Genomic DNA, 22646 nt, shown 5'->3' on the forward strand with positions numbered 1-22646 from the left:
GGGCTGCGCTCTATGTACCCAAATATTGCCATGTCGGAAAACTGTGCTACACCCAGAACAGGAGCAGTTATTACAACAAACCCAGGACAGACCCATGCAAAAGCCCAGCGGTTTATCGACCCGGGCCGTTTTAGCTGTCGGCCTTCTCTCTCTGCAATACGTCACCCCCCAACAGGCGCAGTCCGCCTGTGTACTCACCCCCGGACCCGGCAACGATACATTCGTTTGCGACAGCGGCAGCAGTGCCGGGCTGACCGATCTTTCGGGTAACAACAGCCTGACGCTCCCTGCAGGCGGCTCCGGCACCATTAATGGCAATGTTACCTTTGGCGCAGGAACCGATGCCGTGCGTATCGACTCTGGCCTGATCACTGGCGCCGTGCAGCAAGGCGCTGGTATCGACGACTTCATCATGAGCGACGGGCAGATCCAGGCCCTGTTTCAAGGTGATGGCCTCGACACCTTCAGGATGACGGGCGGCACCATCGTCGATGCCTTTGAGGACGGCGATGTGGCGTACCAGACCGGTGGCACCATCGGTCGGGTCAATATGAAACTGGACAAGAACCGCTATGACATGTCCGGCGGTACCATTCTGGGCAACCTGGTCACCGGGTTCGACACCGACACCATCATCGTTTCCGGCGGCACCATCGGCGGCAACATCAGCACCAGTGGTGGCGATGACAGCATTACCGTGAGCGGTGGCGTGATCAGTGGCGAGATCCGCGCCAGCGTCGGCAACGACACTTTCCGGTGGCTTGACGGAGGGGAGATCAAATCCTCGGTGCTGATGGGCGATGGCGACGATACCGCTCTGCTGCGTGGCTTGAGCGCAAACCTGCTGGCCTCTACGCCCTCCATCGATGGCGGCCTGGGCAACGATCAACTGACCTTCGACGCGACGACCTCCAGCGCCGCCGCCCGCTACATTGGCTGGGAGACGGTCAACCTCACTAACAAATCGCAATTTGACTTGTCTGGAGACTTTTTCCTCGGTGACAGTGGCAGCAACACCGGCACGTTCAACATCGACGCCAGCAGTACCCTGGCCGTGACCCAAGGCAGCCTCCGCCCCTATACCGCCGGCCAACTGGCGACCCTCAACAACGCCGGCATTATCGACATGACTGGCGACAATGGCGCGACCAGTGTGTTGACGGTCAATGGCAACTACGTGGGTAACAATGGCCAGTTGCATTTGCAAACTGTGCTCGGCGACGAAAACTCGGCCACCGATAAATTGGTGGTGTCCGACGGCGGCATCAGCGGCCACACGCAACTGGGTGTCAGCAACCTCGGCGGTATCGGCGGGCTGACCCAAAACAACGGCATCGAGGTGGTCCAGGCGCTCAACGGCGCCGTCAGCACTACCGACGCGTTCGCCTTGAAGGGCTCGGTGTCCGCCGGGGCTTATGAATACCTGCTGTTCAAAGGCGGCGTCACCGCTGGTACGGAAAACAACTGGTACCTGCGCTCGTCGGTGGTGGCCGTACAACCGCCTGTTGTTCCGCCTGTACCGCCAATACCACCTGTGGTGGTGCCGGTACCGCCGATCCCAGCGCCGCAGCCGGTGGTGGACCCTGATGAACCACCCGTGGAGCCGCCCACCGCACAACCGGTAGCGCCGATCGAGCCCCCTGCGCCACCGCCCAGCCAGGTTCCCGCCGCCACCTCGCCGCAACCCGCGGTGAGTAGCCCGCCATTGCCGACGGCTGTGGCCGGCGCCGAGCCGATCCCTCTGTATCGCCTGGAAGTACCGGTCTACTCGGTAAATATTCCCGCCGCACAGGTGATGACGCTGCAAGCCCTCGGCACCTTCCATGATCGCCAGGGTGAGCAAAGCCTGCTCACCGAAACCGGCGCGGTGCCGGCCGGCTGGGGCCGAGCCTACGGCAGTGACTTCAACAAGAGTTGGTCCGGCACGGTGGCGCCAAGCTTTGACGGTACGGCCAAAGGCTATCAAGTCGGCCATGACCTCTACGCCGCCGAAACCAGCGGTGGGCAGACCCAGCGCTTTGGTCTGTTTGTCGGCCAGAGCCGCCTGCGCGGTGACGTCAAAGGCTTCTCGATGGGCTTCCAGGACAATCGCTCCGGTCGGGTCAAGCTGGACGGCGACAACTTCGGCGCCTATTGGACCCTCACCGACCCGACTGGTTGGTACGTGGATCTGGTGGCCATGGGCACCCGCATGGATGGCGACAACAAGTCCGACCGTGGGGTGAAAATGGACACCAAGGGTCACGCCCTGGCGCTATCCGCCGAGGCCGGCTACCCGATCACAGTGTCCGAACACTGGGTGGTGGAGCCCCAGGCCCAGGTGATCGCCCAGAAGATCGACCTGGATAACCAGCACGATGGTATTTCCAAGGTCTCCTTCGACTCACAGGAATACTGGACCGGCCGCCTCGGCGCACGCCTCAAGGGCCGCTACCTGGTCAGCAATACGCCAGTGGAGCCGTACCTGCGGGTTAACGCCTGGCGCACCTTCGGTGGCAGTGACACGGTGACGTACGACGATGTCGACCGCATCAAGAGCGATCACAAGGCGTCCTCGGCCGATGTGGGCGTCGGGGTGGTGGCGCGCTTGTCGTCCACGGTCAGCGTTTACGTGGCGGCCGACTACAACACCAACCTGGATGGCAACGCCCTGGAGGGTGTCAGCGGCAATGCCGGCGTGCGTTTGAGCTGGTGAAGATGAAGGTTTTTTAGCGGCGGGACGCAGATAGCATTGGGCCTGGCAAATACCAGGCCCACGGGTCAACTCAACTCAAGCGCTCAACTAGCGATAACCGCGCCCTCCTGCTCGTTGCAGGACGGGTGCGTGGCTGTGCTTGAGGTCTTCGCGCAACCCGGTGATCAGGTTGCAGATGGCTCGGCTGCTGTCGAGTTTGTCAGCGTTTATACCTTTGACTTCCAAATCCACCCGGTCACGGTCGCGGTCGTCATAGACTTTGATCGTCAGCGAGGCATCTTCGGCTTTGGTGCATTCGCACCGTTTAGGCAGGAAACTTCCTTCGATAATGCTGCGAAGCTCTAGTTCCGAAAGCATGGCTAACCTCTCCTTTCTTGAGACTGCCAACAGTTTGTCGTTTGTCTGGCAGGCGCTGGCCCGCCACGTCTTGCCAACCCTGGAAGACGCTTGTAACCACCAAGCCTACTCGGCAAATTCAGAGGCCGTTGTAACCATTCTTCATAAGCGGGGTGTCGCGCTATATAACGTGATTCGGCCGGCGAGGATCATCGTCGAACCACTTCGATTAAACGTTTAACCCAACTAAACAACCGCTGCGCAGCCACTCTTTCAGCAACATATCGCAAACTATCAACGTTGATGTTCACCCTGGAATAGACTGCCCGATGTCCGAGCGCACATTTGGCCGTAGGGGTTTACGCGCACCATACGAAACGTATACGCTTTGTATATCAAACCTATACAGAGAACTTCATGGGCATCGTCAAGATCACCGACCAACTACACGAACAGCTTCGCCTGGCCAGCGCCGCCATGGACCGCTCCATCAACGCCCAGGCCGAGTTCTGGATCAAGATCGGCCTGCTCGCCGAACTCAACCCGCACCTGCCCTACAACGAGCTGATCAACAAGCTGTTGCTGGACAAGCCCGACCTGATCCGGGGGCGCAGTTGATGATCAAGACCTCCGCGCAACTGGCCGTGATGCGTGAGTCCGGGCGCCTGTTGGCCCAGGTGTTCAGCATGCTCGATGGTTTTGTCGCCGCCGGCCGCTCCACCCTGGAGCTGGACAGCGCCGTCGAAGCCTTCATCCGCAACGACCTCAAGGCCCGCCCGGCCAGCCTGGGGCAATACGACTACCCTTTTTCCATCAACACGTCGATCAACGAAGTGGTGTGCCACGGCATGCCCAGCGCCAAGCAAATCCTCAAGGACGGCGACATCATCAACATCGACATCACCCTGGAAAAAGGCGGCTTTATCGCCGACTCCAGCAAGATGTACATGATCGGCAACGTGGCACCCAAGGCCAAGCGCCTGGTGCAAATGACCTTCGAGGCCATGTGGGCAGGCATCCGCCAGGTCAAGCCCGGCGCACGCCTGGGCGACATCGGCCATGCGATCCAGAGCCACGCGCAAGCCAATGGCTACAGCGTAGTGCGCGAATACTGCGGCCATGGCATCGGCCGGGAGATGCACGAAGAACCGCAAATCCTGCACTTCGGCCGCCCCGGCACCGGGCTGGAACTGCGCGAAGGCATGGTGTTTACCATCGAACCGATGCTTAACCAGGGCAGCGCCAAGGTGCGCAGCCTGAAGGACGGCTGGACGGTGGTGACCAAGGACAACAGCCTGTCGGCGCAGTGGGAACATACGGTGGCGGTGACGGCGGATGGGTTTGAGGTGCTGACCCTGCAAAGCTCTACTTGAGCGGCATTCGGCTTTTACACACCATTCGCACCACCCGCCATACGCTTGAGCCCAAGCACCATCAACCCGGCCCCCAGCGCCATCGCCGTGAGGAACAGTGGGTATGACACCCACCACGGCGTACCCGCCGTCATCATGCTGAACTCCGACATGCCGCCCACACTGGCAATCAGGTTAAGGGGCAGGAACACCACGTTGATCAGGGTCAGTTTGCGCAACAGATTGTTCATGCTGTTGTTCATCAGGTTGCCACGCGCATCGATCAGCCCGGAGAACACGTTGGAATAGATCTCGGCCTGTTTGTAGCACTGGTGATTCTCGATGATCAGGTCGTCGATCAGGCCAAGTACTTGCGCACTGAACTGCTCCTTTTCAGCATGGTTGCGCAACCGCGAAAGCACGGCGCCATTGCTGTGCAAGGCATTGATGTAATAGATCAGGCTTTCGCTGAGGTTGAACATCTGCATCAGGTGGCGGTTGCTCATGGACGCGTTGAACTGTTGCTGCAACTCCCGGGCGACCAACTTGATCACCTTCAGATGGCCCAGATAGTGATGGATATTGTTGAGCAGCAAATCAAGCAACACGTCCAATGGCGTATGCAGCGGGCGGCGTGCGCCGAGCCCCGACAACGGCGTGTCATCGGTGGCGATCACCAGCAGACGACCTGGGGAAAATAACAGGCCGCAGGACGACACTTCGAACACCAGGTTACCGCCGCCGGAGTAATTTTCCGGGCGCTTCCAGATCAGGAACAGGTTATCCGGATGAAACTCGATGCGTGAGACTTCATCCGGGTCGAGCGCCGAGGCCAGGGCGTGTTCGTCCAACTTGTGGTGGTCGCGCAGCCAGCTGCGCTCCACCGGGTCGGGGTTGCTGACCAGCATGATCGGTACCGCGTCGCCCTCCCCCTGTTGCAGCTTGCCGTCGATCAAGTCAAAGCGCTGGATCATCGCGGCTCACCACACCTGGCCCTGGCGTTTCAGTTCCAGGCGCCGCACAAACTCCTCCAGCACCAAGCCATACAGGTCGTCCTGCAGGTAGGCATCTTCGATCCCTGCATCCAGGTTGGGGTTGTCGTTGACCTCGATCACCACCACCTTGTCGCCGGACTGTTTCAGGTCCACGCCGTAGAGCCCGTCGCCGATCAGGTTGGCGGTCTTCACCGCCAGCTCCACTACCGCTTTGGGCGCTTCGTGAACCGCCAAGGTGCGGCATTCGCCATTGATGTCCTGACCGATGGCCTTGTGGTTGTAGATCTGCCAATGGCCTTTGGACATGAAGTACTGGCAGGCAAAGATCGGTTTGCGATTGAGTACGCCGATGCGCCAGTCGTATTCGGTGTAGAAGAATTCCTGAGCCAGCAGCAGCACCGAATGCTCAAACAGTTCGGCCGTGGCTTTGAGCAACGCTTCCTGGCTTTCGACCTTGATCACCCCGCGTGAGAAGCAGCCATCGGGAATCTTCAACACCAGTGGGAAGCCCAGGCGCTCGCCAACCCGCTCGAAATCTTCCGGTCGTTCCTTGTAAAGAATCTCGGTGGCGGGCATGCCCAATTGATGGCTGTTGAGCAGGTCGGTGAGGTAGACCTTGTTGGTGCAGCGCAGGATCGACGCGGGGTCATCCATCACCACCAGGCCTTCGCTTTCAGCTTTCTTGGCGAAGCGGTAGGTATGGTTGTCGACGCTGGTAGTCTCTCGGATCAGCAAAGCGTCGTATTCGGCCAGGCGTGCGTAGTCCTTGCGCTCGATCAACTCCACATCAATGCCTAAACCCTTGCCAACCCGCACGAAGTTTTCCAGGGCGCGGGCATTGGACGGCGGCAGTTGTTCCTGGGGATCATGAAGGATGGCCAAGTCATAACGGGCCAGTCGGCGCGAACGGGGTTGACGCCATATCTTGCGGCTGAAGTTATCAAGGGCGTTGGCAAATTGATCTTCTTGATCATCACGCAACTTGTGAAGTACGCCGGACTTGACCCCTTCGATATGCCAGCCGTTGTTCTTTTTAAAATCAACTAGCAGGATCGGACACGGAAACGCTTCAAACAACTGACGCGCCAACTCCTGCAACGGCTCGATATTGGTTCGACCAAAATAGAGCGTCAGGGTAAAACCTTCGGTATTGCTATAAAGATGATGACTCAGGGCTTTATCCAGGGTTTTGTCCAGGTCATCCAGGGCCAGGCCATACAGGGCTTTCCTGGTCAGCTCGCTGATGGTGCGCACCGACGGAATCACCTTGTGCCCGCGCGCCTCGGCCAGCAAGGAGCAGTAGTAGCCGTGCCCCAGGTACTTGTAACTGCGGCACAGGTTGATCACCTGCACGCGCTTGCCTGTCTCGTTTTCCCGGGTCTGCTCGAGGTATTCCTGGGCATTGACGATGTCTTCGCTGGGGAAGTAGGAGGCCCAATCTTCCTTGCGCTCCACAATAATCACGACTTGGCTTGAACTTCGGGGCGCAGCGGAAAAATAACCGTTGGAAGTTATTGTCGCCGCGACGGTTTGCTCGGATACTTGACGCCAATGACCTTGTACCGCCGACATAATATTTGATCCGCTTTAGAGAACTCGACCTTTTCTATTAAGCACGATCTTTTAGAGAAGTCCCGTTTCGTTACGCAACTTTTACGGCGGTCTCATGGCTCTTTTCTTTCGCGTTGCAACTCTTGACGATATGCCCGCATTGATGGCGTTGGAGCAGCAATGTTTCAGCAGCGACCACCTGTCACCGCGCAGTTTGCGCTGGATGATTAGCCGGGCGAACGGCCAGTTGTGGGTGGCGCAACAGCGCGGTCAACTGCTCGGTTATGGGTTGGTGTTGTTTCGTCGCGGCACCTCACTGGCACGCTTGTATTCCCTCGCTGTAGCCGAGCACGCCCGTGGTATCGGCCTCGGACAACAGTTGCTCGAGCACATCGAAACCTGCGCCCTGGCCAACGATTGCGTCTACCTGCGTCTGGAAGTGCGCACCGATAACCCCGGTGCCCTCGCCCTGTATGAGCGCAATGACTATCGGCGCTTTGCCTTGGTCGACGACTACTACGCCGACCACACCGCTGCGTTGCGCCTGGAAAAAACCTTGCCCAGGCGCTAATCGTTTCAGGCCACTTGTTTAATCTCGGCCTTGGCCTCCAGCTCGCGTACCAGCGGCAATACGCGTTTGCCGAAGTACTCCACTTCTTCCTGGAAGTGTAGGAAACCCGCAAGCACCAGGTCCACACCCACGGCCTTGAGCGCGACGATACGCTCGGCGATCTGCTGTGGTGTGCCGATCAGGTTGGTCTTGAACCCATCGTTGTACTGCACCAGGTCTTCGAAGCTGGACTTGGCCCAGTTGCCCTCGCCTTCCGGTGACGCCTTGCCCGCTTGTCTGGCGGCATCACCAAAGGCGTTGACCGCCTCAGGGTCGGCCTCGTCGATGATTTGCGCCAACACGGCCCGGGCCTCTTCTTCAGTGTCGCGGGCGATTACAAAGGCGTTCACGCCCACCTTCACCGAATGGTGGTTGGCAGCGGCCTTGGCGCGAATATCATCGACCTGGGCCTTGATGCCTTCGGGGGTGTTGCCGTTAGTGAAGTACCAATCCGAGACCCGCGCCGCCATGTCCCGTGCCGCCCGTGAACTGCCACCCTGGAAGACCTCCGGCTGGCCCAGGGGCTTGGGCTTGAGCGTGTAGTTGTTGAAGCGATAGAAGTCGCCCTTGAAGGTGAAATCGTCCTGGGTCCAGATGCCTTTGAGGGCACGGATAAACTCTTCGGAACGACGATAGCGCTCATCGTGCTCCAGCCAAGGTTCGCCAATCGCCTGGAACTCGCCCTTGAACCAGCCGCTGACGATATTCACCGCGATACGGCCGTTGGTGAGTTGGTCGATGGTTGCCAATTGCTTGGCCGCCAGCGCCGGTTGCCACGGGCCGGGCAGGATCGCCGCGATGACCTTGAGAGTAGTAGTCGCTGCCAGCAAGGCATGGCTGAACGCTACGGATTCATGCTGGTTTTCGGCGCCGTAACCGGCGGTGAAACGAATCTGGGTCAGGCCATACTCGAAGCCGGCGGCTTCGGCCAGTTGCGCCAGTTTGCGGTTGTAGTCGATGCCCCAATGGGTACGTTGTTCGATCTTGCTCACCACCAGCCCACCGCTGACGTTGGGCACCCAGTAGGCAAATTTCACGGCTTGCTGACTCATTGAACGCTACCTCACACAAAGGGATGTGACAGTGCTGGAGCAGCAAGCGTGCCAGGTACCGGCAAACGCCCGCGCTTTGGGCGTTGCAGTAAAAAACGTGGGTGGAGTCGGCGGCCGGCTAGTGCCAGGGAACGCAGCGGTTTGTCGATAGGCTGTTGCTGGAGCAACACTGCGGATTGGGTTGGCAGTACTCGGGGCAAGCCCCCTCCCACATTTGGATCGCGTCGCATCATCTAGATAGCCGTTTGCAGTCACGCCGCCAGCGGGAACAAGCCCACATGTGGATCATGTGAAATCTCACTCTGCTCGCGGTGCGAGCACTCAAAACGCCAGCTTATACCCCACCGCCATCAGCATCACCGCCAGGCACGGCCGCAACACTGCGTCAGGAATCCTGCCGGTCATATGGCTGCCAAAGTAGATCCCCGGCAACGAGCCCATCAGCAAAAAGCCCAGCAACTGCCAATCCATATTGCCCATGCTCGCATGGCCCAACCCCGCCACCAGGGTCAAGGGCACGGCATGGGCGATCTCGGTGCCGACCAGCCGCCGCGTGGCCAGGAATGGATACAGGATAAACAACGCCACCGTGCCAAGGGCACCGGCGCCGATGGAGGTCAAGGCGACCATGGTGCCAAGGATCGCACCAGTGACTACCGTCAGTGCGTTCAAGTTGCGCGGGTGCATATGGTAGTCATCGCCGGCATGGCGCTGGGCAAAGGCCAACAGCCTTTTCTTGAACAGAATCGCCAGGGCCGTGAGCAGCAATACCACGCCGAGGGCTTGCTTGATCACCGCGTTCATCGCGCTGGGGTCGGTGTGCAGGCTGGCGAGGAACCACAGGGTCAACAACACCGCCGGCACGCTGCCCAGGGTGAGCCAGCCGGTAATGGTCCAGTCGATATTCTTGTTTTTACTGTGCACCAGCACACCGCCAGACTTGGTAATGGCGGCGTACAACAAGTCGGTCCCCACCGCAGTGGCCGGGTTGATGCCGAACCACAACAGGATCGGGGTCATCAAAGAGCCCCCACCGACACCGGTCATGCCCACGATAAAACCTACGATCAGGCCGGCAACCACGAAACCAATATTACCCACATCCATTGCAACTACCTGCGGCCTTATAAATTTCTGGCCGCAGGATAGCGATTTTTCTTATAACCACTTATACCAATATGATCTGACTTTATGCGTTTTAGCTCAGTCGGTTACACCGGTAAGCCTGGGTCTGGTACGGGAAGGCGACGGTGTCACGCCCCTTCAACGCCGGGTGCGTGTCAATCAACGTGCGTAATTGCTCAGTCACTCGAGCTTTCTGCGCAGCGGGCAACGCCGCGATGAAGCTCACGGAAAGAAAGCGATCCATGATCACTTCCTGCGGGCTGCCAACATGGCTGTACGGGAAACAGATCATTTCGGGGTCGGAAAAATACTCACCGGTGAAAGCCTCACGCCAACGTCCGGAGTGAAAACGCGGGGTGTCGCCCTCGTAAGGGGTAATGATTTCAGTGATCGCCGCCACCCAGTCCACCGACTCATCGCGCACATTCCACACCAGGCCCAGACGCCCGTCGGGCTTGAGCACGCGATGAATTTCCGCCAGTGCAGCGCGGGTCGAGAACCAGTGAAAGGCCTGGGCACACACCAGTGCATCGGCGCTGGCGGTCGCCAAGGGGATGGATTCAGCGGTGCCGTCGACCAGGCGTACATCCGGCAACAGCTTGGCTAACTGCGCGCCCATCGCCGCCACTGGTTCGACGGCTATCAGCGTCGGCGCCAGGCTGCTGAGCAAACGGGTGAACTTGCCAGTGCCGGCGCCCAGGTCGATCACCGTCGACTGCGCGCTGATCTGCAGCGCATCGGCCAGCCAGCCGGTCAGTTGCCGTGGATAGTCTGGCCGGCCTTGGGCGTAGGTGACAGCCTGGGTCGAGAAACCCTGTTGAGCAGACGTGTGAACACCAGTCATTGCCAATCTCTCCTCGGGTAAAGCGGGGCGCACAGTGTGCGCCCTTCCCCGCGGTTTTTCTAATCGGCTCGACTGGGCAACCACACCCGGAACCGCGCTCCGCCCAAGGGCGACGCCAAGGCCGTCAGGGTGCCGCCCTGGGCCTCCAGGGCGCGCCGACTGATCGCCAGGCCGAGGCCAAAGCCACCCGTGGCGCGGTCGCGGCTGCGATCCAGGCGGTAGAACGGCTCGAAGATGCGCTCGCGCTGGTCTACCGGGATGCCGATGCCGTCGTCGTCCACCCAGATTTCACAGCCGTTGGAGCACACCTTGACGCCCACCTGGATACGTTTGTCGCAGTAGCGGGTGGCGTTACGCAGCAGGTTCTGCAAGGCGCGAGCAGTAAGGCGCGGGTCGAGGCTGAAACGCTCCACGGTGCAGTCGAGCGCCACGTCGATAACGATCTCGGGGTTTTCCAGCTCGTCGTCGACGCTGCCCAGCACGCTGTCGATAAACTCGTCCAGCGCCACTTCCACTCGTTCGGGCAATTGCGCCGGGTTTTGCAGGCGGCTATAGGAGAGCAATTCCAGCACCAACTCATCCAGCTCGCGAATATGCGCCACTAGGCTTTGCAGGCGCTCGCGGCTGGCCTCGGGCAAGTCTTCGGAGAGCGCCAGAGCGAGGCCGAAATCCAGGCGTGTGAGCGGCGTGCGCAGTTCGTGGGAGACCGCATTGAGCAAGTCGCGCTGCTGGTTCAACAGATGCTCGATATCGTCCGCCATGGTGTCGAACACCGTCGCCAGGCTGCCGATGCTGGAGCTGGGTGGAAGCTGCGTGCGTTCTGTCAGGTGGCCCTTGCCCAAGAGCGCGGCGGTGCTTTTCAAGCGTTCCAGGTCACGCCAGTGCGGGCGCAGCCACACCAGCAGGCACCCCAGCAATGCGGCGCCGATCAGCACGTTCATCGACCAGTACAGCAGGTTCATGTCCAGCGGGTCCGGCGGCACAGTGAGCTTGACCGCGAACTGCTGGTTGATCGGCGAGCTGATTTCTTCCATCCAGCCCCACTCGCCCAGGCGGATCACCGGCTTGCCTTGCTCCAGCAGCTGTTCTTCCTGGGGGGTGTAGCGGGCGTCCTGGCGCAGCAGCAGTTCGACCTTCAACGGCGCAAAATCCTGGCTCAACTGGTCGGTAACCTGGGACCAGCGCTCTACCGGTGCTCGCTGGTATTGCTTGACCATCAGCTTTTGCAGGCCACGGGACTGTTCGATGTTGTAGTTCATGTAGCGGTGTTCGAACAGCTGGATCACCAGCTTGGGAATCAGAAAGATGGCCGCACTGTAGGTGACGATGGTGATCAGGTAGAGACGTAGCAACACACGGAACATGGTTCAGCATTCCCACTCGGAACGGCTGAACAAATAGCCCTTGCCCCACACGGTCTTGATCTTGCGCGCCTCGCCGGCGTGGTCGTCGAACTTGCGACGCAGCTTGGAGATAGCCACGTCCACCGACCGGTCGGTGCCGTTGAATTCGATGCCGCGCAGGCGCTGCAGGATCTGGTCGCGGCTGAGCACTTCACCGGCATGCCGGGCCAGCACCACCAGCAGGTTGTATTCCCCGCTGGACAGCTCCACCGCCTGCTCGCGCCAGGTGACGGTGCGTTCCGACAGGTCGATGCACAGGTTGCCCATGATGATCCGGTCGTTGGCGACCTGGGGTTCGGACAGGCTGCTGCGGCGCAGCAGTGTGCGCACCCGGGCCAGCAGCACGCGCGGCTCGCAGGGTTTGGTGACATAGTCGTCGGCGCCCATTTCCAGGCCCAGCACCTGGTCGTGGCTGTCGTCGCGGGCGGTCAGCATCAGGATCGGCAGGCCCGCCGAGTCGGCGCGCAACAAACGGCAGACCTGCAGGCCGTCGAGGCCCGGCAGCATCAGGTCGAGGATCACCAGGTCCGGCGGGTTGAGGCGCGCACGTTCGCGTACATGGTCGCCACGGCTGAGCACGGAAACGTGGTAGCCATTGCGCTCCAGGTAGCTGGCAATCAGCTCGGAGAGTGCGGCGTCGTCTTCCACCAGGAGGATGTTGGGCATGAAGGTGTTTCCAGAAAATACAGTGATAAGTCGTACACAAATCCCATGTGGGAGGGGGCTTGCTCCCGATAGCGGTGGTTCAGTTGCACAAAGGTCGACTGATTCACCGCTATCGGAAGCAAGCCCCCTCCCACATTTGATCTTCATTGTAAGCAAGGTTGTGCAAGGATATACGCCCCCGACGCCACGCGCGCCGCACCTTACACTTCTTCACAGACGAGCTACACAGCTTCACAGCACTAAGGCGCAGGTGACCCTAGGATGCGCCAGTCAATATTGGGATAAGAGCATGTCGAAGAATCTATTTGCGCCGTTTTGCCTGCTGGCCCTCACACTGGCGCTGAGCGCGTGTGGTCAGTCTGCGGACGAGGCGCCGGAAATGCCCCTGGCAAAAGTGCGCATCGAAACCCTGCAGGCCAAGCCCCTGTCCATTACCAGCGAACTCAGCGGGCGTATCGCCGCACCCCGGATTGCCGAAGTACGCGCCCGGGTCGCCGGCGTGGTCATGCAGCGAGTGTTCAACGAAGGTCACGATGTGAAACAGGGCGACGTGCTGTTCCGTATTGACCCAGCGCCGTTCAAGGCCGACCTCGACAGCGCCCAGGCCAACTTGAGCAAGGCCGAGGCCAACGCGTTCCAGGCACGCCTGCAAGAGCAGCGCTACAGCCAGTTGGTCGAAGGCAATGCCATCAGCGGCCAGGAATACGACAATGCCCGCGCCGCCGTGCGCCAGACCAACGCCGAAGTCGCTGCCAACAAGGCCGCCGTCGAGCGTGCCAAGTTGAACCTGGGTTACGCCACCGTGACTGCGCCGATTTCCGGGCGCATCGGCCGCGCCCTGGTGACCGAAGGCGCGCTGGTCGGCCAGAACGAAGCCACGCCACTGGCGATCATCCAGCAACTGGACCCGATCCACGCCGACCTGACCCAGTCCACCCGTGAGCTGAACGACCTGCGCCGGGCCTTCCGTGCCGGCAGCTTGAAGCAGGTCGGCCAGGACCAGGCCAAGGCCACCCTGATCCAGGACGACGGCAGCCTGTATCCGTTGCCGGGCAAATTGCTGTTCGCCGAGATCAGCGTCGACCCGGGCACCGGGCAGATCATCTTGCGCAGCGAGTTCCCCAACCCGGACCTCGACCTGTTGCCCGGCAGTTTCGTGCGGGTACGCCTGGAGCAAGCCGTCGACAAGCAAGGCATCAGCGTGCCGCAACGTGCCATCACCCGCGACAGCGCCGGTATCCCGATGGTCTTGCTGCTGGATGCCGAGCAAACCGTCAGCCAGCAGCCGGTGGAATTGGGTGCGGTGATCGAGGATCGCTGGATCGTCACCAGTGGCCTCAAGCCCGGCGACCGCATCATCGTCGAGGGCCTGCAACACGCGCGCCCCGGCGAAAAAGTTGAAGTGGACGACAGCCCGCTCGTAAAGGAATAACCCGTCATGCCGCAGTTCTTTATTGACCGCCCGATTTTCGCCTGGGTGGTGGCCCTGTTCATCCTGTTGGCCGGTGCGCTGGCCATCCCGCAGTTGCCGGTGGCCCAGTACCCCAACGTCGCGCCACCCAAGGTGGAAATCTACGCGGTGTACCCGGGCGCCTCGGCCCAGACCCTGGATGAAAGCGTGGTCAGCCTGATCGAGCAAGAGCTCAACGGCGCCGATCACCTGCTGTATTTCGAATCCCAGAGCAGCCTGGGTTCGGCGACGATTACCGCGACGTTCCAACCGGGCACCAACCCGGAAATGGCCCAGGTGGATGTGCAAAACCGCCTTAAAGCCGTGGAGCCGCGCCTGCCCCAGGCCGTGACCCAGCAAGGTTTGCAGGTGGAGAAAGTCTCCGCCGGCTTCCTGTTGCTGGTGACCTTGACCTCCAACGACGGCAAGCTCGATGACGTTGCGCTCAGCGATTACCTGGCACGCAATGTGATGAACGAACTCAAGCGTCTGGACGGCGTCGGCAAGGCCCAGCTGTATGGCGCCGAGCGGGCCATGCGTATCTGGATCGACCCGCAGAAGCTGATCGGTTTCAACCTCACGCCGGCCGATGTCAACGCCGCGATCAGCGCACAGAACGCCCAGGTATCAGCGGGCAGCATCGGTGACTTGCCGGGCACCAACACCCAGGAAATCACTGCGGCGATCCTGGTCAAGGGCCAGTTGTCGACGCCGGCGGAATTCGCCGACATCGTGCTCAAGGCCAACCCTGACGGCTCCACCGTGCGCATCGGGGATGTGGCGCGGGTGGAAGTCGGCAGCCAGGAATACCAGTTCTCCACACGCCTGAACGGCAAACCGTCCACCGCCGTCAGCGTGCAGCTGTCGCCGGGGGCCAACGCGCTGAGCACCGCGACCCTGGTGCGGGCGAAGATGGACGAGCTGTCGCGCTACTTCCCGGCCAATGTGGAATACAAGATCCCGTACGACACCTCGCCGTTCGTCAAGGTCTCGATCACCAAGGTGGTCTACACCTTGCTCGAGGCCATGGCGCTGGTGTTTGCGGTGATGTTCCTGTTCCTGCAGAACGTGCGCTACACCTTGATTCCCACGCTGGTGGTGCCGATTGCGTTGATGGGCACCTTTGCCACCATGCTGTTGCTGGGCTTCTCGATCAACGTGCTGACCATGTTCGGCATGGTGCTGGCCATCGGCATCCTGGTGGACGATGCCATCGTGGTGGTGGAAAACGTCGAGCGCATCATGGCCACCGAGGGCCTGTCACCCAAGGACGCGACCAAGAAAGCCATGGGCCAGATCACCGGGGCCATCATCGGTATTACGCTGGTGCTGGTGGCGGTGTTCCTGCCGATGGCGTTCATGCCGGGTTCGGTGGGGGTGATCTACCAGCAGTTCTCGCTGTCGATGGCCACCTCGATCCTGTTCTCGGCGTTCCTTGCCCTGACCTTGACCCCGGCCCTGTGCGCCACCTTGCTCAAGCCGATTGCCAAGGGCGAGCACCATGCCAGGGCCGGTTTCTTCGGTTGGTTCAACAAACGCTTTGACCAGCTTACCAACCGCTATGAAGGTTGGGTGGCCTATGCCCTCAAGCGCAGTGGCCGCTACCTGCTGATCTACCTGGTACTGCTGGTGGGCATGGGCCTGCTGTTCAGCCGCCTGCCCTCCTCGTTCCTGCCGGTGGAAGACCAGGGCTACACCATCACCGACATCCAGCTGCCACCGGGCGCCAGCAAGAACCGCACCGTGCAGGTGGCCGAACAGATCGAGGCGCATAACGCCGAGGAGCCCGGGGTGGGTGATACCACCATGATCATGGGCTTCAGTTTCTCCGGTTCCGGGCAAAACGCAGCGTTGGCGTTTACCACGCTCAAGGACTGGTCGGAGCGCGGCAGCGATGACTCGGCGGCGTCGATTGCCGACCGCGCCAACATGGCCTTCAGCGAACTCAAGGATGCGATTGCCTATGCGATCCTGCCGCCACCGGTTGACGGCCTGGGTACCTCCAGTGGTTTCGAGTTCCGCTTGCAGGACCGTGGCGGTGTCGGCCATGCCGGGTTGATGGCCGCGCGTACCGAATTGCTGGAAGCGGCGGCAAAAAGCCCGATCCTGGCCAACGTACGCGAGAGCGCCCTGGCCGAAGCGCCGCAAGTGCAGCTGGAAGTCGACCGCAAGCAGGCCAACGCCCTGGGCGTTTCGTTTGCCGACGTCGGCAATGTGCTCTCCTCGGCGATTGGTTCGGCGTATATCAACGACTTCCCCAACCAGGGCCGCATGCAGCGCGTGGTGGTGCAGGCCGAGGGTGACCAGCGCAGCCAGGTGGCCGACCTGATGAAGATCAACGTGCGCAACAACGCAGGCAAGATGGTGCCCTTGTCAGCCTTTGTCGAAGCCAAGTGGACCCAAGGCCCGACTCAGTTGACCCGTTACAACGGCTACCCGGCCATCGCTATCAGCGGTGAAGCAGCGCCGGGGCACAGTACCGGCGAGGCGATGGAAGAAATCCAGCGCCTGGTCAGCCAGTTGCCCGCAGGGCTGGGCCAGGAATGGACCGGTTTGTCCTTGCAGGAGCGCCTGTCGGGCTCCCAGGCACCGCTGCTGTTGGGCCTGTCGTTGCTGATCGTGTTCCTGTGCCTGGCGGCGCTGTATGAAAGCTGGTCGATCCCGACTTCGGTATTGCTGGTGGTGCCACTGGGGGTACTCGGTGCGGTCCTGGCCGTGTCCTTGCGCGGCATGCCCAATGATGTGTTCTTCAAGGTTGGCTTGATCACCATCATCGGCTTGTCGGCGAAGAACGCGATCCTGATCATCGAGTTCGCCAAGGACCTGTATGACCAGGGCGAGGACTTGATCGACGCGACCTTGAAAGCCGCACGGTTGCGCTTGCGGCCGATCATCATGACGTCGTTGGCGTTTATTCTCGGCGTGGTGCCGCTGGCGATTGCCACGGGCGCCAGCTCGGCGAGCCAGCAGGCCATTGGTACCGGTGTGATTGGCGGGATGATCACGGCGACACTGGCGGTGGTGTTTGTGCCGGTGTTCTTTGTGGTTGTCATGAAGCTGGTGCGCAAGCGCCACACGAAAGATTAATCCAGCCGAACGCGATCAAAATGTGGGAGCGGGCTTGCTCGCGAATACGGAGTGTCAGTCAATAGATTCATTGGCTGAACCACCGCTTTCGCGAGCAAGCCCGCTCCCACAGGAGTTCTTAGGTATCTACATGATCAGGTACAGTATGATCAGGTACAGTCTGCTCACACCTAAACCAGCTGTGAGCCACTATGCCCTTCCTCGCCCGCACCCACCCTCGCCTCTCCACCGCCGCCGTGCTGGGCCTCGCCGTAGGCATCCTGGTGCCGGCCGACACCCTCGCCAGCAAAATCCTGATCGGCTGGAACGCCGGCGTCTGGACCTACCTGGTTCTGATGCTGTGGCTGACCATCCGCGCCAAGGCCGAAGACGTCAAGCGCATCGCCGAGGTCGAAGATGAGAACGCCGGTTTGGTGCTGTTCATGGTGTGCATCGCCGCCATCGCCAGCCTGGCCACCATCACCTTCGAACTGGTGGGCAGCAAAGACCTGGCCACCTCCGAGCGCCTGTTGCACTACGGTTTTACCGGGTTGACCGTGATCGGCTCATGGCTGCTGATCGGGGTGATTTTCAGCGTGCATTACGCCCGGCTCTATTACACCTGGCAGGGCAAGGAACCGGCGCTGCGCTTTGCCGAGGGCCTGCTCACCCCCAATTACTGGGACTTCCTGTACTTCTCCTTCACCATCGGCGTGGCGGTGCAAACCTCGGATGTGGGCGTTGCCACCCGTGGCATGCGCAAGGTGGTGCTGGGGCAGTCGTTGATCGGGTTTCTGTTCAATACGGCGATCCTGGGTTTCTCGATCAACATCGCCGCCGGATTGTTTGGCTAGGCTGAGTCTGCGGATCTAAAGGCGAAAAAAAGGGAAGCCGAAGCCTCCCCTGTTCAGATGAACGCGTGCATTAAAAGTCGTAACGCACACCGAAGTTGACACCCCATGGCTGATCGACGGTTTTGCCACGGGTGTGCTCGACGTCCGCATGCAGCTTGACATTCCTGGACACCGACATCGCCACACCGCCGGCCATTTCGATACGTGAGCCGAACACGTCATTGTTAAAGCGCTCGCCGTTCACCGTGACCTTGTTGTTATGGTTGAACTCATGGGCCAGTGCGGTACGCAAGTAAGGTTGCACCACTCCACCGCTGTCCAACTGGATATTCTTGCCCACCGTGACACCGGCCTTACCCACTACCGAGGCCGAACGGTCACCTTTGGCCTGCAGGCCGTTGTCCAGGTCATAACTCTGGGCCTGGGTGATTGCAGCGTTGAGTTGCCCGTAGGGTTCAATGAAGAAGTCGTCGTCCAAGGTGATATGTCGACCGACTTCAACCGAAGCCCCTACTGCGTTCTGGGTATAGTTGCCTTTGGCGCGTTTGCCGTCGCTCATGCTCACATTGACTTCGTTATGCAAGCGGTTGAGCTTGACTACACCGTCGAAATACAAGCCGCTCTCATCATCGAGCCAGGTGGCATAACCACCGACGTAGTAGCTGTCGACCTTGCCGCCGCCAGAGCGGTTGAGGTCGATGTCGGACGTGCTGTGGCCTGCCATCACACCGGCCACCCACTGACCATCACCACCGTACAGCGGCGTATCGATCCCCAGGGTAAAGCCTCGTTGATTTTGCGTGTAGCCACCGCCGTCCTGGTTGCCACTGACCTCGTACTTGTTACCGTAGCCGCGCATCCAGAAGCCTTCGTTGTTGCCTTGGCTGAAGCGCAGCTCACCCATGCGGGTACGCAACAAGGTCATCTCGCCGTACAACACCGTCGGTGATGTGTTGAACAACGCCATTACCGCCTTGGTGCTGTTGCTGGTTCCGCGACGGTTGGGGTCCAGGTACCAGTCGGTGTCTTCCTGCTTGAGCCCGTAGCTGTAGGCACCGACGTCAACCGTTTCGCCGACCAGGGCGAACTTGGCATCACCGCCCTGGGTGGCAACCACACGGATAGGCTCGGCAGTCACCAACTCTGACCCCGTTGCCGCCAGCAGCAGGCTGTGGTTGCCTTCGGCAATGCCGTTGACGTTGAGCAAGTCGGTCTGGCCGCTGCCAAAGTCCGTGTGCATCACAAAGGTGCCTTCGCCCGACAGGCTGTCGACATCCAGCTGATAGAACTCATCCGCACCACCAAAATGCACACTGCCGCCGGCCATTTTCAGGTCGCCGACTTCGCTGTCACCCACCAGCACCCAGTGGGAAGCGTTGTTCACGCTCAGCTCGGCGACGTTTTTTAACTGGCCGGTCAGCCAGGAGCCGTTGTTGAGCTGCAGCTTGGCGGTGCTGCCCTCTTCGACCACTACGTCACCGAACAATGTGCTTCCGTCGACATTCATGTTGGCGAAGGAACCGCCAGTGACTTCGAGGATAGTGCCGTTGCTACCGGTCAGCGTCGAGCCGTTACGTACATGAATATCAGCTTCTGTACTTCCATAGTCATCCCCCTCGACCAGCAGTGCGGCTCCGTTTCGCCCTTCAACACTGGTACGGTCCAGAATCAAAGTACTGGTGTTGAGGTCGTCATTTTCATAACTCAGAACGACGCCGTTCGCCCCGCCACTGATGCGACTGTCTGTGGCGGTCGCGGTTGAACCCCATAACAGGATGCCGACCCCGTCAGCATCCGTACCGTTGATCTCAGAGCCGGTGAAATTCATCTCGCTTAATCCAGCGGAGAATGCGCCACGATTAGAGCCGTTAATGGTGCTGTTGAAAACGTTAACCGTAGAGCCGCCTTCCGCCAGTGGGCTACGCCCAGCGTAAATACCCACGCCGTTGTGGTTAGTGATCGTGCTGCCGTGGATATCAGCCTGGCTGCTCTGCAGGTTGATGGCAAAGGCGGACGAACTCCTTGCCACGACCGTTGTACCGCTCAGGGTGAGCTGGGAGCCGCCGGAAGCGTGGATATCTTGAGCGTAGGTTCCAGCATTCAATGTCATCTTGCCAGCCGACACACGGGACTGCTTCAAGGTAGCGCCATTGGAGGTCAGATGAGCCCCTTTTCCTATCACCCAGTCATCCTGGCGATGGTCCTGTCCAATGGTACGTTCCATGCCTGGGTGCAACTCGGAACGTGCTTCCACTACAGAGGCGGCCAGCATGCAAAAACCGACGACAGGCACTTGAAGCGCAAGTGCCAATGGATGCTTTTTAAAAAGTGCGTTGATACTCATTGCGTACATACCCGTAAATTAACTTCCCAAAGGAGCGTATTGACCGGTACCCAGCGAGAAGGGACCAAGCCTCGACGGGCCGCAGATTAGGGCGGCGGGGCGAACAGGTATGTAGGATTAATCTGTGGTTTACGAACGAACACTGATAATAGAACGTAGGCTGACAATGAGAAAAAGGCGCTTCTCGCGCCTTCCTCTCTCTATCTATGGCTTATGGCGTTCCAGGCCATGGCGAACCGTCGCAATAGCCCGGACCGGCCACGACACCACGCACCAGCAGAATGGCCTCTGCCGACGTCACCGGTGAAGGGTTGAGAATTGGCACGGTATAGGAAATAACCACAGAGCCCATGCTGTGGTTGGCCCTGTTAATAGGCTTGATATAGGTGTCGTAAGGCCCCACGGCCACCGTAAAACCTAGCTGCGCCTCTGCGAATGAAATAGGCCCATAAGGAAATGTACCGACTGTCGCAGGAATAGGTACAGCCCCGTCGTCGTCGCTGCAACCAGTCCAATTCACCGTGATGATCATGCCCTGCTGCAGTAATGGATGAGGTGGAATCTGCACGCGAGCTTGTCTTAGCGGTGCCCGCAACGCACCACAGCGAATCTCTCCGGGAATCAGTGGTGGTCCGGGAAGTTCGGCCAGAGCCCCCTCTACGCTCGGTTTCAGAAAGGAAATGACGTTGGCATTGACGTTGATAGGCTGAGAAGGTGAAAGCGCTCGATTCTGGGTACCGGCGATCTCAATTTCATAGTACAGCGGGATAGTGTTGTTGGCATGCCGCTGGATGTAGGGCCACGGGACCTTCATGTTGATCTCGTCGCCTGGCATTGCAGTGGCGGCAACCACGGGCTTGCTGTCCACCAGATCGTTCATGTATTTGAGGTGTAATGTAAAATCCCGGGCCGAAGGAGGTGGAAGATCACTCCACAGTTCAACGACCACATTGGCATCTAACCCATTATCGTCTTCATCGAGCTCATTTGTCTTACCCGAGCCAGCACCGGTCAGCACCGGAGGCAACAGGTTCGTGTTAACGGGGTCGGGCTTCTCTGGATAGTCTGGCCCACCCTCGGCCAAATCCAGCTCGATATTCGAGGCGGTAGGTACTCTATAAAGTGTGCCGTGACGCCTTACCGAGTACTCCACTGAAAGGTTTATAGGGCCGATGCTGGTGCCGTACAGCGCGGCAAGGGTTGCATAGGCCACATGGAAGTCATATGGCAGCGGTGATCCCCCCAAGGGAAAGGGGCCCAGCTCTTGCGTGCCATGTGTGGTGGTCAGGTGCACGAAAAACTCGTCCGCCATGCGGTCCGCGTCATAGGTGGGAATAATGACAAACATACCGGCAGACTTAGCCGTATCAGCTCGATCGATCAAGCGGTCCCCCGCCCCCACCAAAGACAGCGCGTCCCTGACACCCGCCACGCCCAGCGTAGGTGCGGGGGCGAGTGAAACAGTGATCGGTAGTTCGAATGAAAGATCACTCACGTTACCCGCGCGATCGACCAAACGGTATTTTAGCTTCCTGGGACCATCGGCGGCCTCTGCCATGTCTCTGGTAAAGCGCACGACCTCATCAGGAAATACCGATCCTCGCGCAATGACCTGGCTGGCCCCTTCATATAACAACTCCCACTCGTCCCCGGGATCGGCCCCTTCACTTGCATAGTCTGGAATGCCAAACGGTATACCGCCAGCGGCATCGAACGAAGCCAGATACGCCTCCGTGACATTACCCGGCCAACCCGCCGGGAGCGTCAAGCGAGGCGGCACGTAAGGGAAGCTGTCGTAAGGTGCGGTACGGTCAATAACCAAAGGCACTTGTGCAGAGCCGGCTTCACTGCCCACAGCTCCCGAAGTGGTGATGACGTAACTGAAATGGTGAGCGCCCTCTGTCAATAACCGTTGCGGAATCCGGACAGAATAAGAGGCAGGAACAGCCCCAGGAAAAAAAACCGTCTCACTGCTGACATGCCCGGATTCAAAGTTACCTTTATCGTCAAGGTAAATATCCAGCACATCGGCCCTTGCGGGGTTGGTGGGGACTGGGACCCACGTCGAGGTGGGAATTTCGATGTTCAGAAACGGCTCATCCGCTTTAGCGCGAGATATCAGACCGGGATAGTTGACCGGGTCAACCAGGCCGTCAATAGTTGCCGGATCTAATGTGATCGGTACCGCATTGATACCGGGTACTTTCCCGAGATTTTTTCTATTCCTGCTTTTCATTTTTTCACCTATTTTTAATTGAACCACCGTCAATTTCATAAGTGCACACGCTTACTGTGAGAAAACA

The 22646-nt window shown here is 59.7% G+C and carries 16 protein-coding genes and 1 pseudogene; 7 read left to right on the plus strand and 10 right to left on the minus strand.

Annotation, left to right across the window (positions count from 1 at the left end):
* The first annotated feature begins 94 nt into the window (after positions 1-94).
* Positions 95-2695, plus strand: a complete 2601-nt coding sequence (locus FRT59_RS19595; protein WP_153872103.1) for an autotransporter family protein — start codon at positions 95-97, stop codon at positions 2693-2695.
* Between the two features lie 87 nt (positions 2696-2782).
* On the opposite strand, the gene FRT59_RS19600 is transcribed toward FRT59_RS19595, so the two are convergent.
* Positions 2783-3052 (minus strand): DUF1652 domain-containing protein, encoded by a 270-nt coding sequence (locus tag FRT59_RS19600; protein ID WP_153872104.1) that lies wholly within the window; start codon positions 3050-3052, stop codon positions 2783-2785.
* 396 nt (positions 3053-3448) lie between these two features.
* Between FRT59_RS19600 and FRT59_RS19605 the strand changes: the two genes are divergently transcribed.
* Positions 3449-3649 carry a ParD-like family protein gene (locus FRT59_RS19605; RefSeq protein WP_003190946.1) on the plus strand — a complete coding sequence of 67 codons (201 nt, stop codon included), beginning with the start codon at positions 3449-3451 and terminating at the stop codon, positions 3647-3649.
* Positions 3649-4404, plus strand: coding sequence for a type I methionyl aminopeptidase (gene map / locus FRT59_RS19610; protein ID WP_153872105.1), 756 nt, complete (start codon positions 3649-3651; stop codon positions 4402-4404). Before FRT59_RS19605 ends, map begins: the two co-directional genes overlap by 1 nt.
* A gap of 14 nt (positions 4405-4418) precedes the next feature.
* On the opposite strand, the gene FRT59_RS19615 is transcribed toward map, so the two are convergent.
* Positions 4419-5357: a magnesium transporter CorA family protein gene (locus FRT59_RS19615; protein WP_153839935.1), complete on the minus strand. Its 939-nt coding sequence runs from the start codon at positions 5355-5357 to the stop codon at positions 4419-4421.
* A 6-nt stretch (positions 5358-5363) separates the two neighbouring features.
* Positions 5364-6950: a RimK family protein gene (locus FRT59_RS19620; RefSeq protein WP_153872106.1), complete on the minus strand. Its 1587-nt coding sequence runs from the start codon at positions 6948-6950 to the stop codon at positions 5364-5366.
* Between the two features lie 94 nt (positions 6951-7044).
* Between FRT59_RS19620 and FRT59_RS19625 the strand changes: the two are divergent.
* Positions 7045-7488, plus strand: a pseudogene (locus FRT59_RS19625) (GNAT family N-acetyltransferase); the annotation flags it as partial.
* A gap of 17 nt (positions 7489-7505) precedes the next feature.
* On the opposite strand, the gene sfnG reads toward FRT59_RS19625, so the two are convergent.
* The 5 genes from sfnG to FRT59_RS19650 form a co-directional block, all read right to left on the minus strand.
* Positions 7506-8591, minus strand: a complete 1086-nt coding sequence (gene sfnG / locus FRT59_RS19630) for a dimethylsulfone monooxygenase SfnG (RefSeq protein ID WP_153872108.1) — start codon at positions 8589-8591, stop codon at positions 7506-7508.
* Between the two features lie 321 nt (positions 8592-8912).
* Positions 8913-9698, minus strand: a complete 786-nt coding sequence (locus tag FRT59_RS19635) for a sulfite exporter TauE/SafE family protein (protein WP_153872109.1) — start codon at positions 9696-9698, stop codon at positions 8913-8915.
* Between the two features lie 91 nt (positions 9699-9789).
* On the minus strand, positions 9790-10560 hold the full coding sequence (locus FRT59_RS19640) for a class I SAM-dependent methyltransferase (RefSeq protein ID WP_153872110.1): 771 nt from the start codon (positions 10558-10560) through the stop codon (positions 9790-9792).
* Between the two features lie 59 nt (positions 10561-10619).
* Positions 10620-11924: an ATP-binding protein gene (locus FRT59_RS19645; RefSeq protein WP_153872111.1), complete on the minus strand. Its 1305-nt coding sequence runs from the start codon at positions 11922-11924 to the stop codon at positions 10620-10622.
* A gap of 3 nt (positions 11925-11927) precedes the next feature.
* Positions 11928-12629 carry a response regulator gene (locus tag FRT59_RS19650; RefSeq protein ID WP_005788610.1) on the minus strand — a complete coding sequence of 234 codons (702 nt, stop codon included), beginning with the start codon at positions 12627-12629 and terminating at the stop codon, positions 11928-11930.
* Positions 12630-12918: 289 nt separating this feature from the next.
* Here FRT59_RS19650 and FRT59_RS19655 point away from each other — a divergent pair, with 289 nt between their 5' ends.
* The 3 genes from FRT59_RS19655 to FRT59_RS19665 all read left to right on the plus strand — a co-directional run bounded on the left by FRT59_RS19655 (position 12919) and on the right by FRT59_RS19665 (position 17999).
* Positions 12919-14061, plus strand: a complete 1143-nt coding sequence (locus FRT59_RS19655) for an efflux RND transporter periplasmic adaptor subunit (RefSeq protein ID WP_153838266.1) — start codon at positions 12919-12921, stop codon at positions 14059-14061.
* A 6-nt stretch (positions 14062-14067) separates the two neighbouring features.
* A complete protein-coding gene (locus FRT59_RS19660) occupies positions 14068-17166 on the plus strand; it encodes an efflux RND transporter permease subunit (RefSeq protein ID WP_153872112.1) in 3099 nt (1032 codons plus the stop codon).
* A 191-nt stretch (positions 17167-17357) separates the two neighbouring features.
* On the plus strand, positions 17358-17999 hold the full coding sequence (locus FRT59_RS19665; RefSeq protein ID WP_034116802.1) for a DUF1345 domain-containing protein: 642 nt from the start codon (positions 17358-17360) through the stop codon (positions 17997-17999).
* Positions 18000-18069: 70 nt separating this feature from the next.
* On the opposite strand, the gene FRT59_RS19670 is transcribed toward FRT59_RS19665, so the two are convergent.
* Both FRT59_RS19670 and FRT59_RS19675 read right to left on the minus strand, forming a co-directional pair.
* Positions 18070-20271, minus strand: coding sequence for an autotransporter outer membrane beta-barrel domain-containing protein (locus tag FRT59_RS19670; protein ID WP_411828987.1), 2202 nt, complete (start codon positions 20269-20271; stop codon positions 18070-18072).
* A 283-nt stretch (positions 20272-20554) separates the two neighbouring features.
* Positions 20555-22618 carry a hypothetical protein gene (locus tag FRT59_RS19675; protein ID WP_153872114.1) on the minus strand — a complete coding sequence of 688 codons (2064 nt, stop codon included), beginning with the start codon at positions 22616-22618 and terminating at the stop codon, positions 20555-20557.
* Between the last annotated feature and the right edge of the window lie 28 nt (positions 22619-22646).

Origin of the sequence: Pseudomonas haemolytica (assembly GCF_009659625.1) — a bacterium.
Lineage (GTDB): Bacteria > Pseudomonadota > Gammaproteobacteria > Pseudomonadales > Pseudomonadaceae > Aquipseudomonas > Aquipseudomonas haemolytica.

Coding starts and splice junctions, on each gene's coding strand:
- FRT59_RS19620 (WP_153872106.1), bottom strand. CDS start 6,950: ATGTCGGCGGTACAAGGTCATTGGCGTCAAGTATCCGAGCAAACCGTC.
- FRT59_RS19645 (WP_153872111.1), bottom strand. CDS start 11,924: ATGTTCCGTGTGTTGCTACGTCTCTACCTGATCACCATCGTCACCTAC.
- FRT59_RS19635 (WP_153872109.1), bottom strand. CDS start 9,698: ATGGATGTGGGTAATATTGGTTTCGTGGTTGCCGGCCTGATCGTAGGT.
- sfnG (WP_153872108.1), bottom strand. CDS start 8,591: ATGAGTCAGCAAGCCGTGAAATTTGCCTACTGGGTGCCCAACGTCAGC.
- FRT59_RS19655 (WP_153838266.1), top strand. CDS start 12,919: ATGTCGAAGAATCTATTTGCGCCGTTTTGCCTGCTGGCCCTCACACTG.
- FRT59_RS19665 (WP_034116802.1), top strand. CDS start 17,358: ATGCCCTTCCTCGCCCGCACCCACCCTCGCCTCTCCACCGCCGCCGTG.
- FRT59_RS19615 (WP_153839935.1), bottom strand. CDS start 5,357: ATGATCCAGCGCTTTGACTTGATCGACGGCAAGCTGCAACAGGGGGAG.
- FRT59_RS19670 (WP_411828987.1), bottom strand. CDS start 20,271: ATGCTGGCCGCCTCTGTAGTGGAAGCACGTTCCGAGTTGCACCCAGGC.
- FRT59_RS19660 (WP_153872112.1), top strand. CDS start 14,068: ATGCCGCAGTTCTTTATTGACCGCCCGATTTTCGCCTGGGTGGTGGCC.
- FRT59_RS19640 (WP_153872110.1), bottom strand. CDS start 10,560: ATGACTGGTGTTCACACGTCTGCTCAACAGGGTTTCTCGACCCAGGCT.
- FRT59_RS19675 (WP_153872114.1), bottom strand. CDS start 22,618: ATGAAATTGACGGTGGTTCAATTAAAAATAGGTGAAAAAATGAAAAGC.
- FRT59_RS19600 (WP_153872104.1), bottom strand. CDS start 3,052: ATGCTTTCGGAACTAGAGCTTCGCAGCATTATCGAAGGAAGTTTCCTG.
- FRT59_RS19595 (WP_153872103.1), top strand. CDS start 95: ATGCAAAAGCCCAGCGGTTTATCGACCCGGGCCGTTTTAGCTGTCGGC.
- map (WP_153872105.1), top strand. CDS start 3,649: ATGATCAAGACCTCCGCGCAACTGGCCGTGATGCGTGAGTCCGGGCGC.
- FRT59_RS19605 (WP_003190946.1), top strand. CDS start 3,449: ATGGGCATCGTCAAGATCACCGACCAACTACACGAACAGCTTCGCCTG.
- FRT59_RS19650 (WP_005788610.1), bottom strand. CDS start 12,629: ATGCCCAACATCCTCCTGGTGGAAGACGACGCCGCACTCTCCGAGCTG.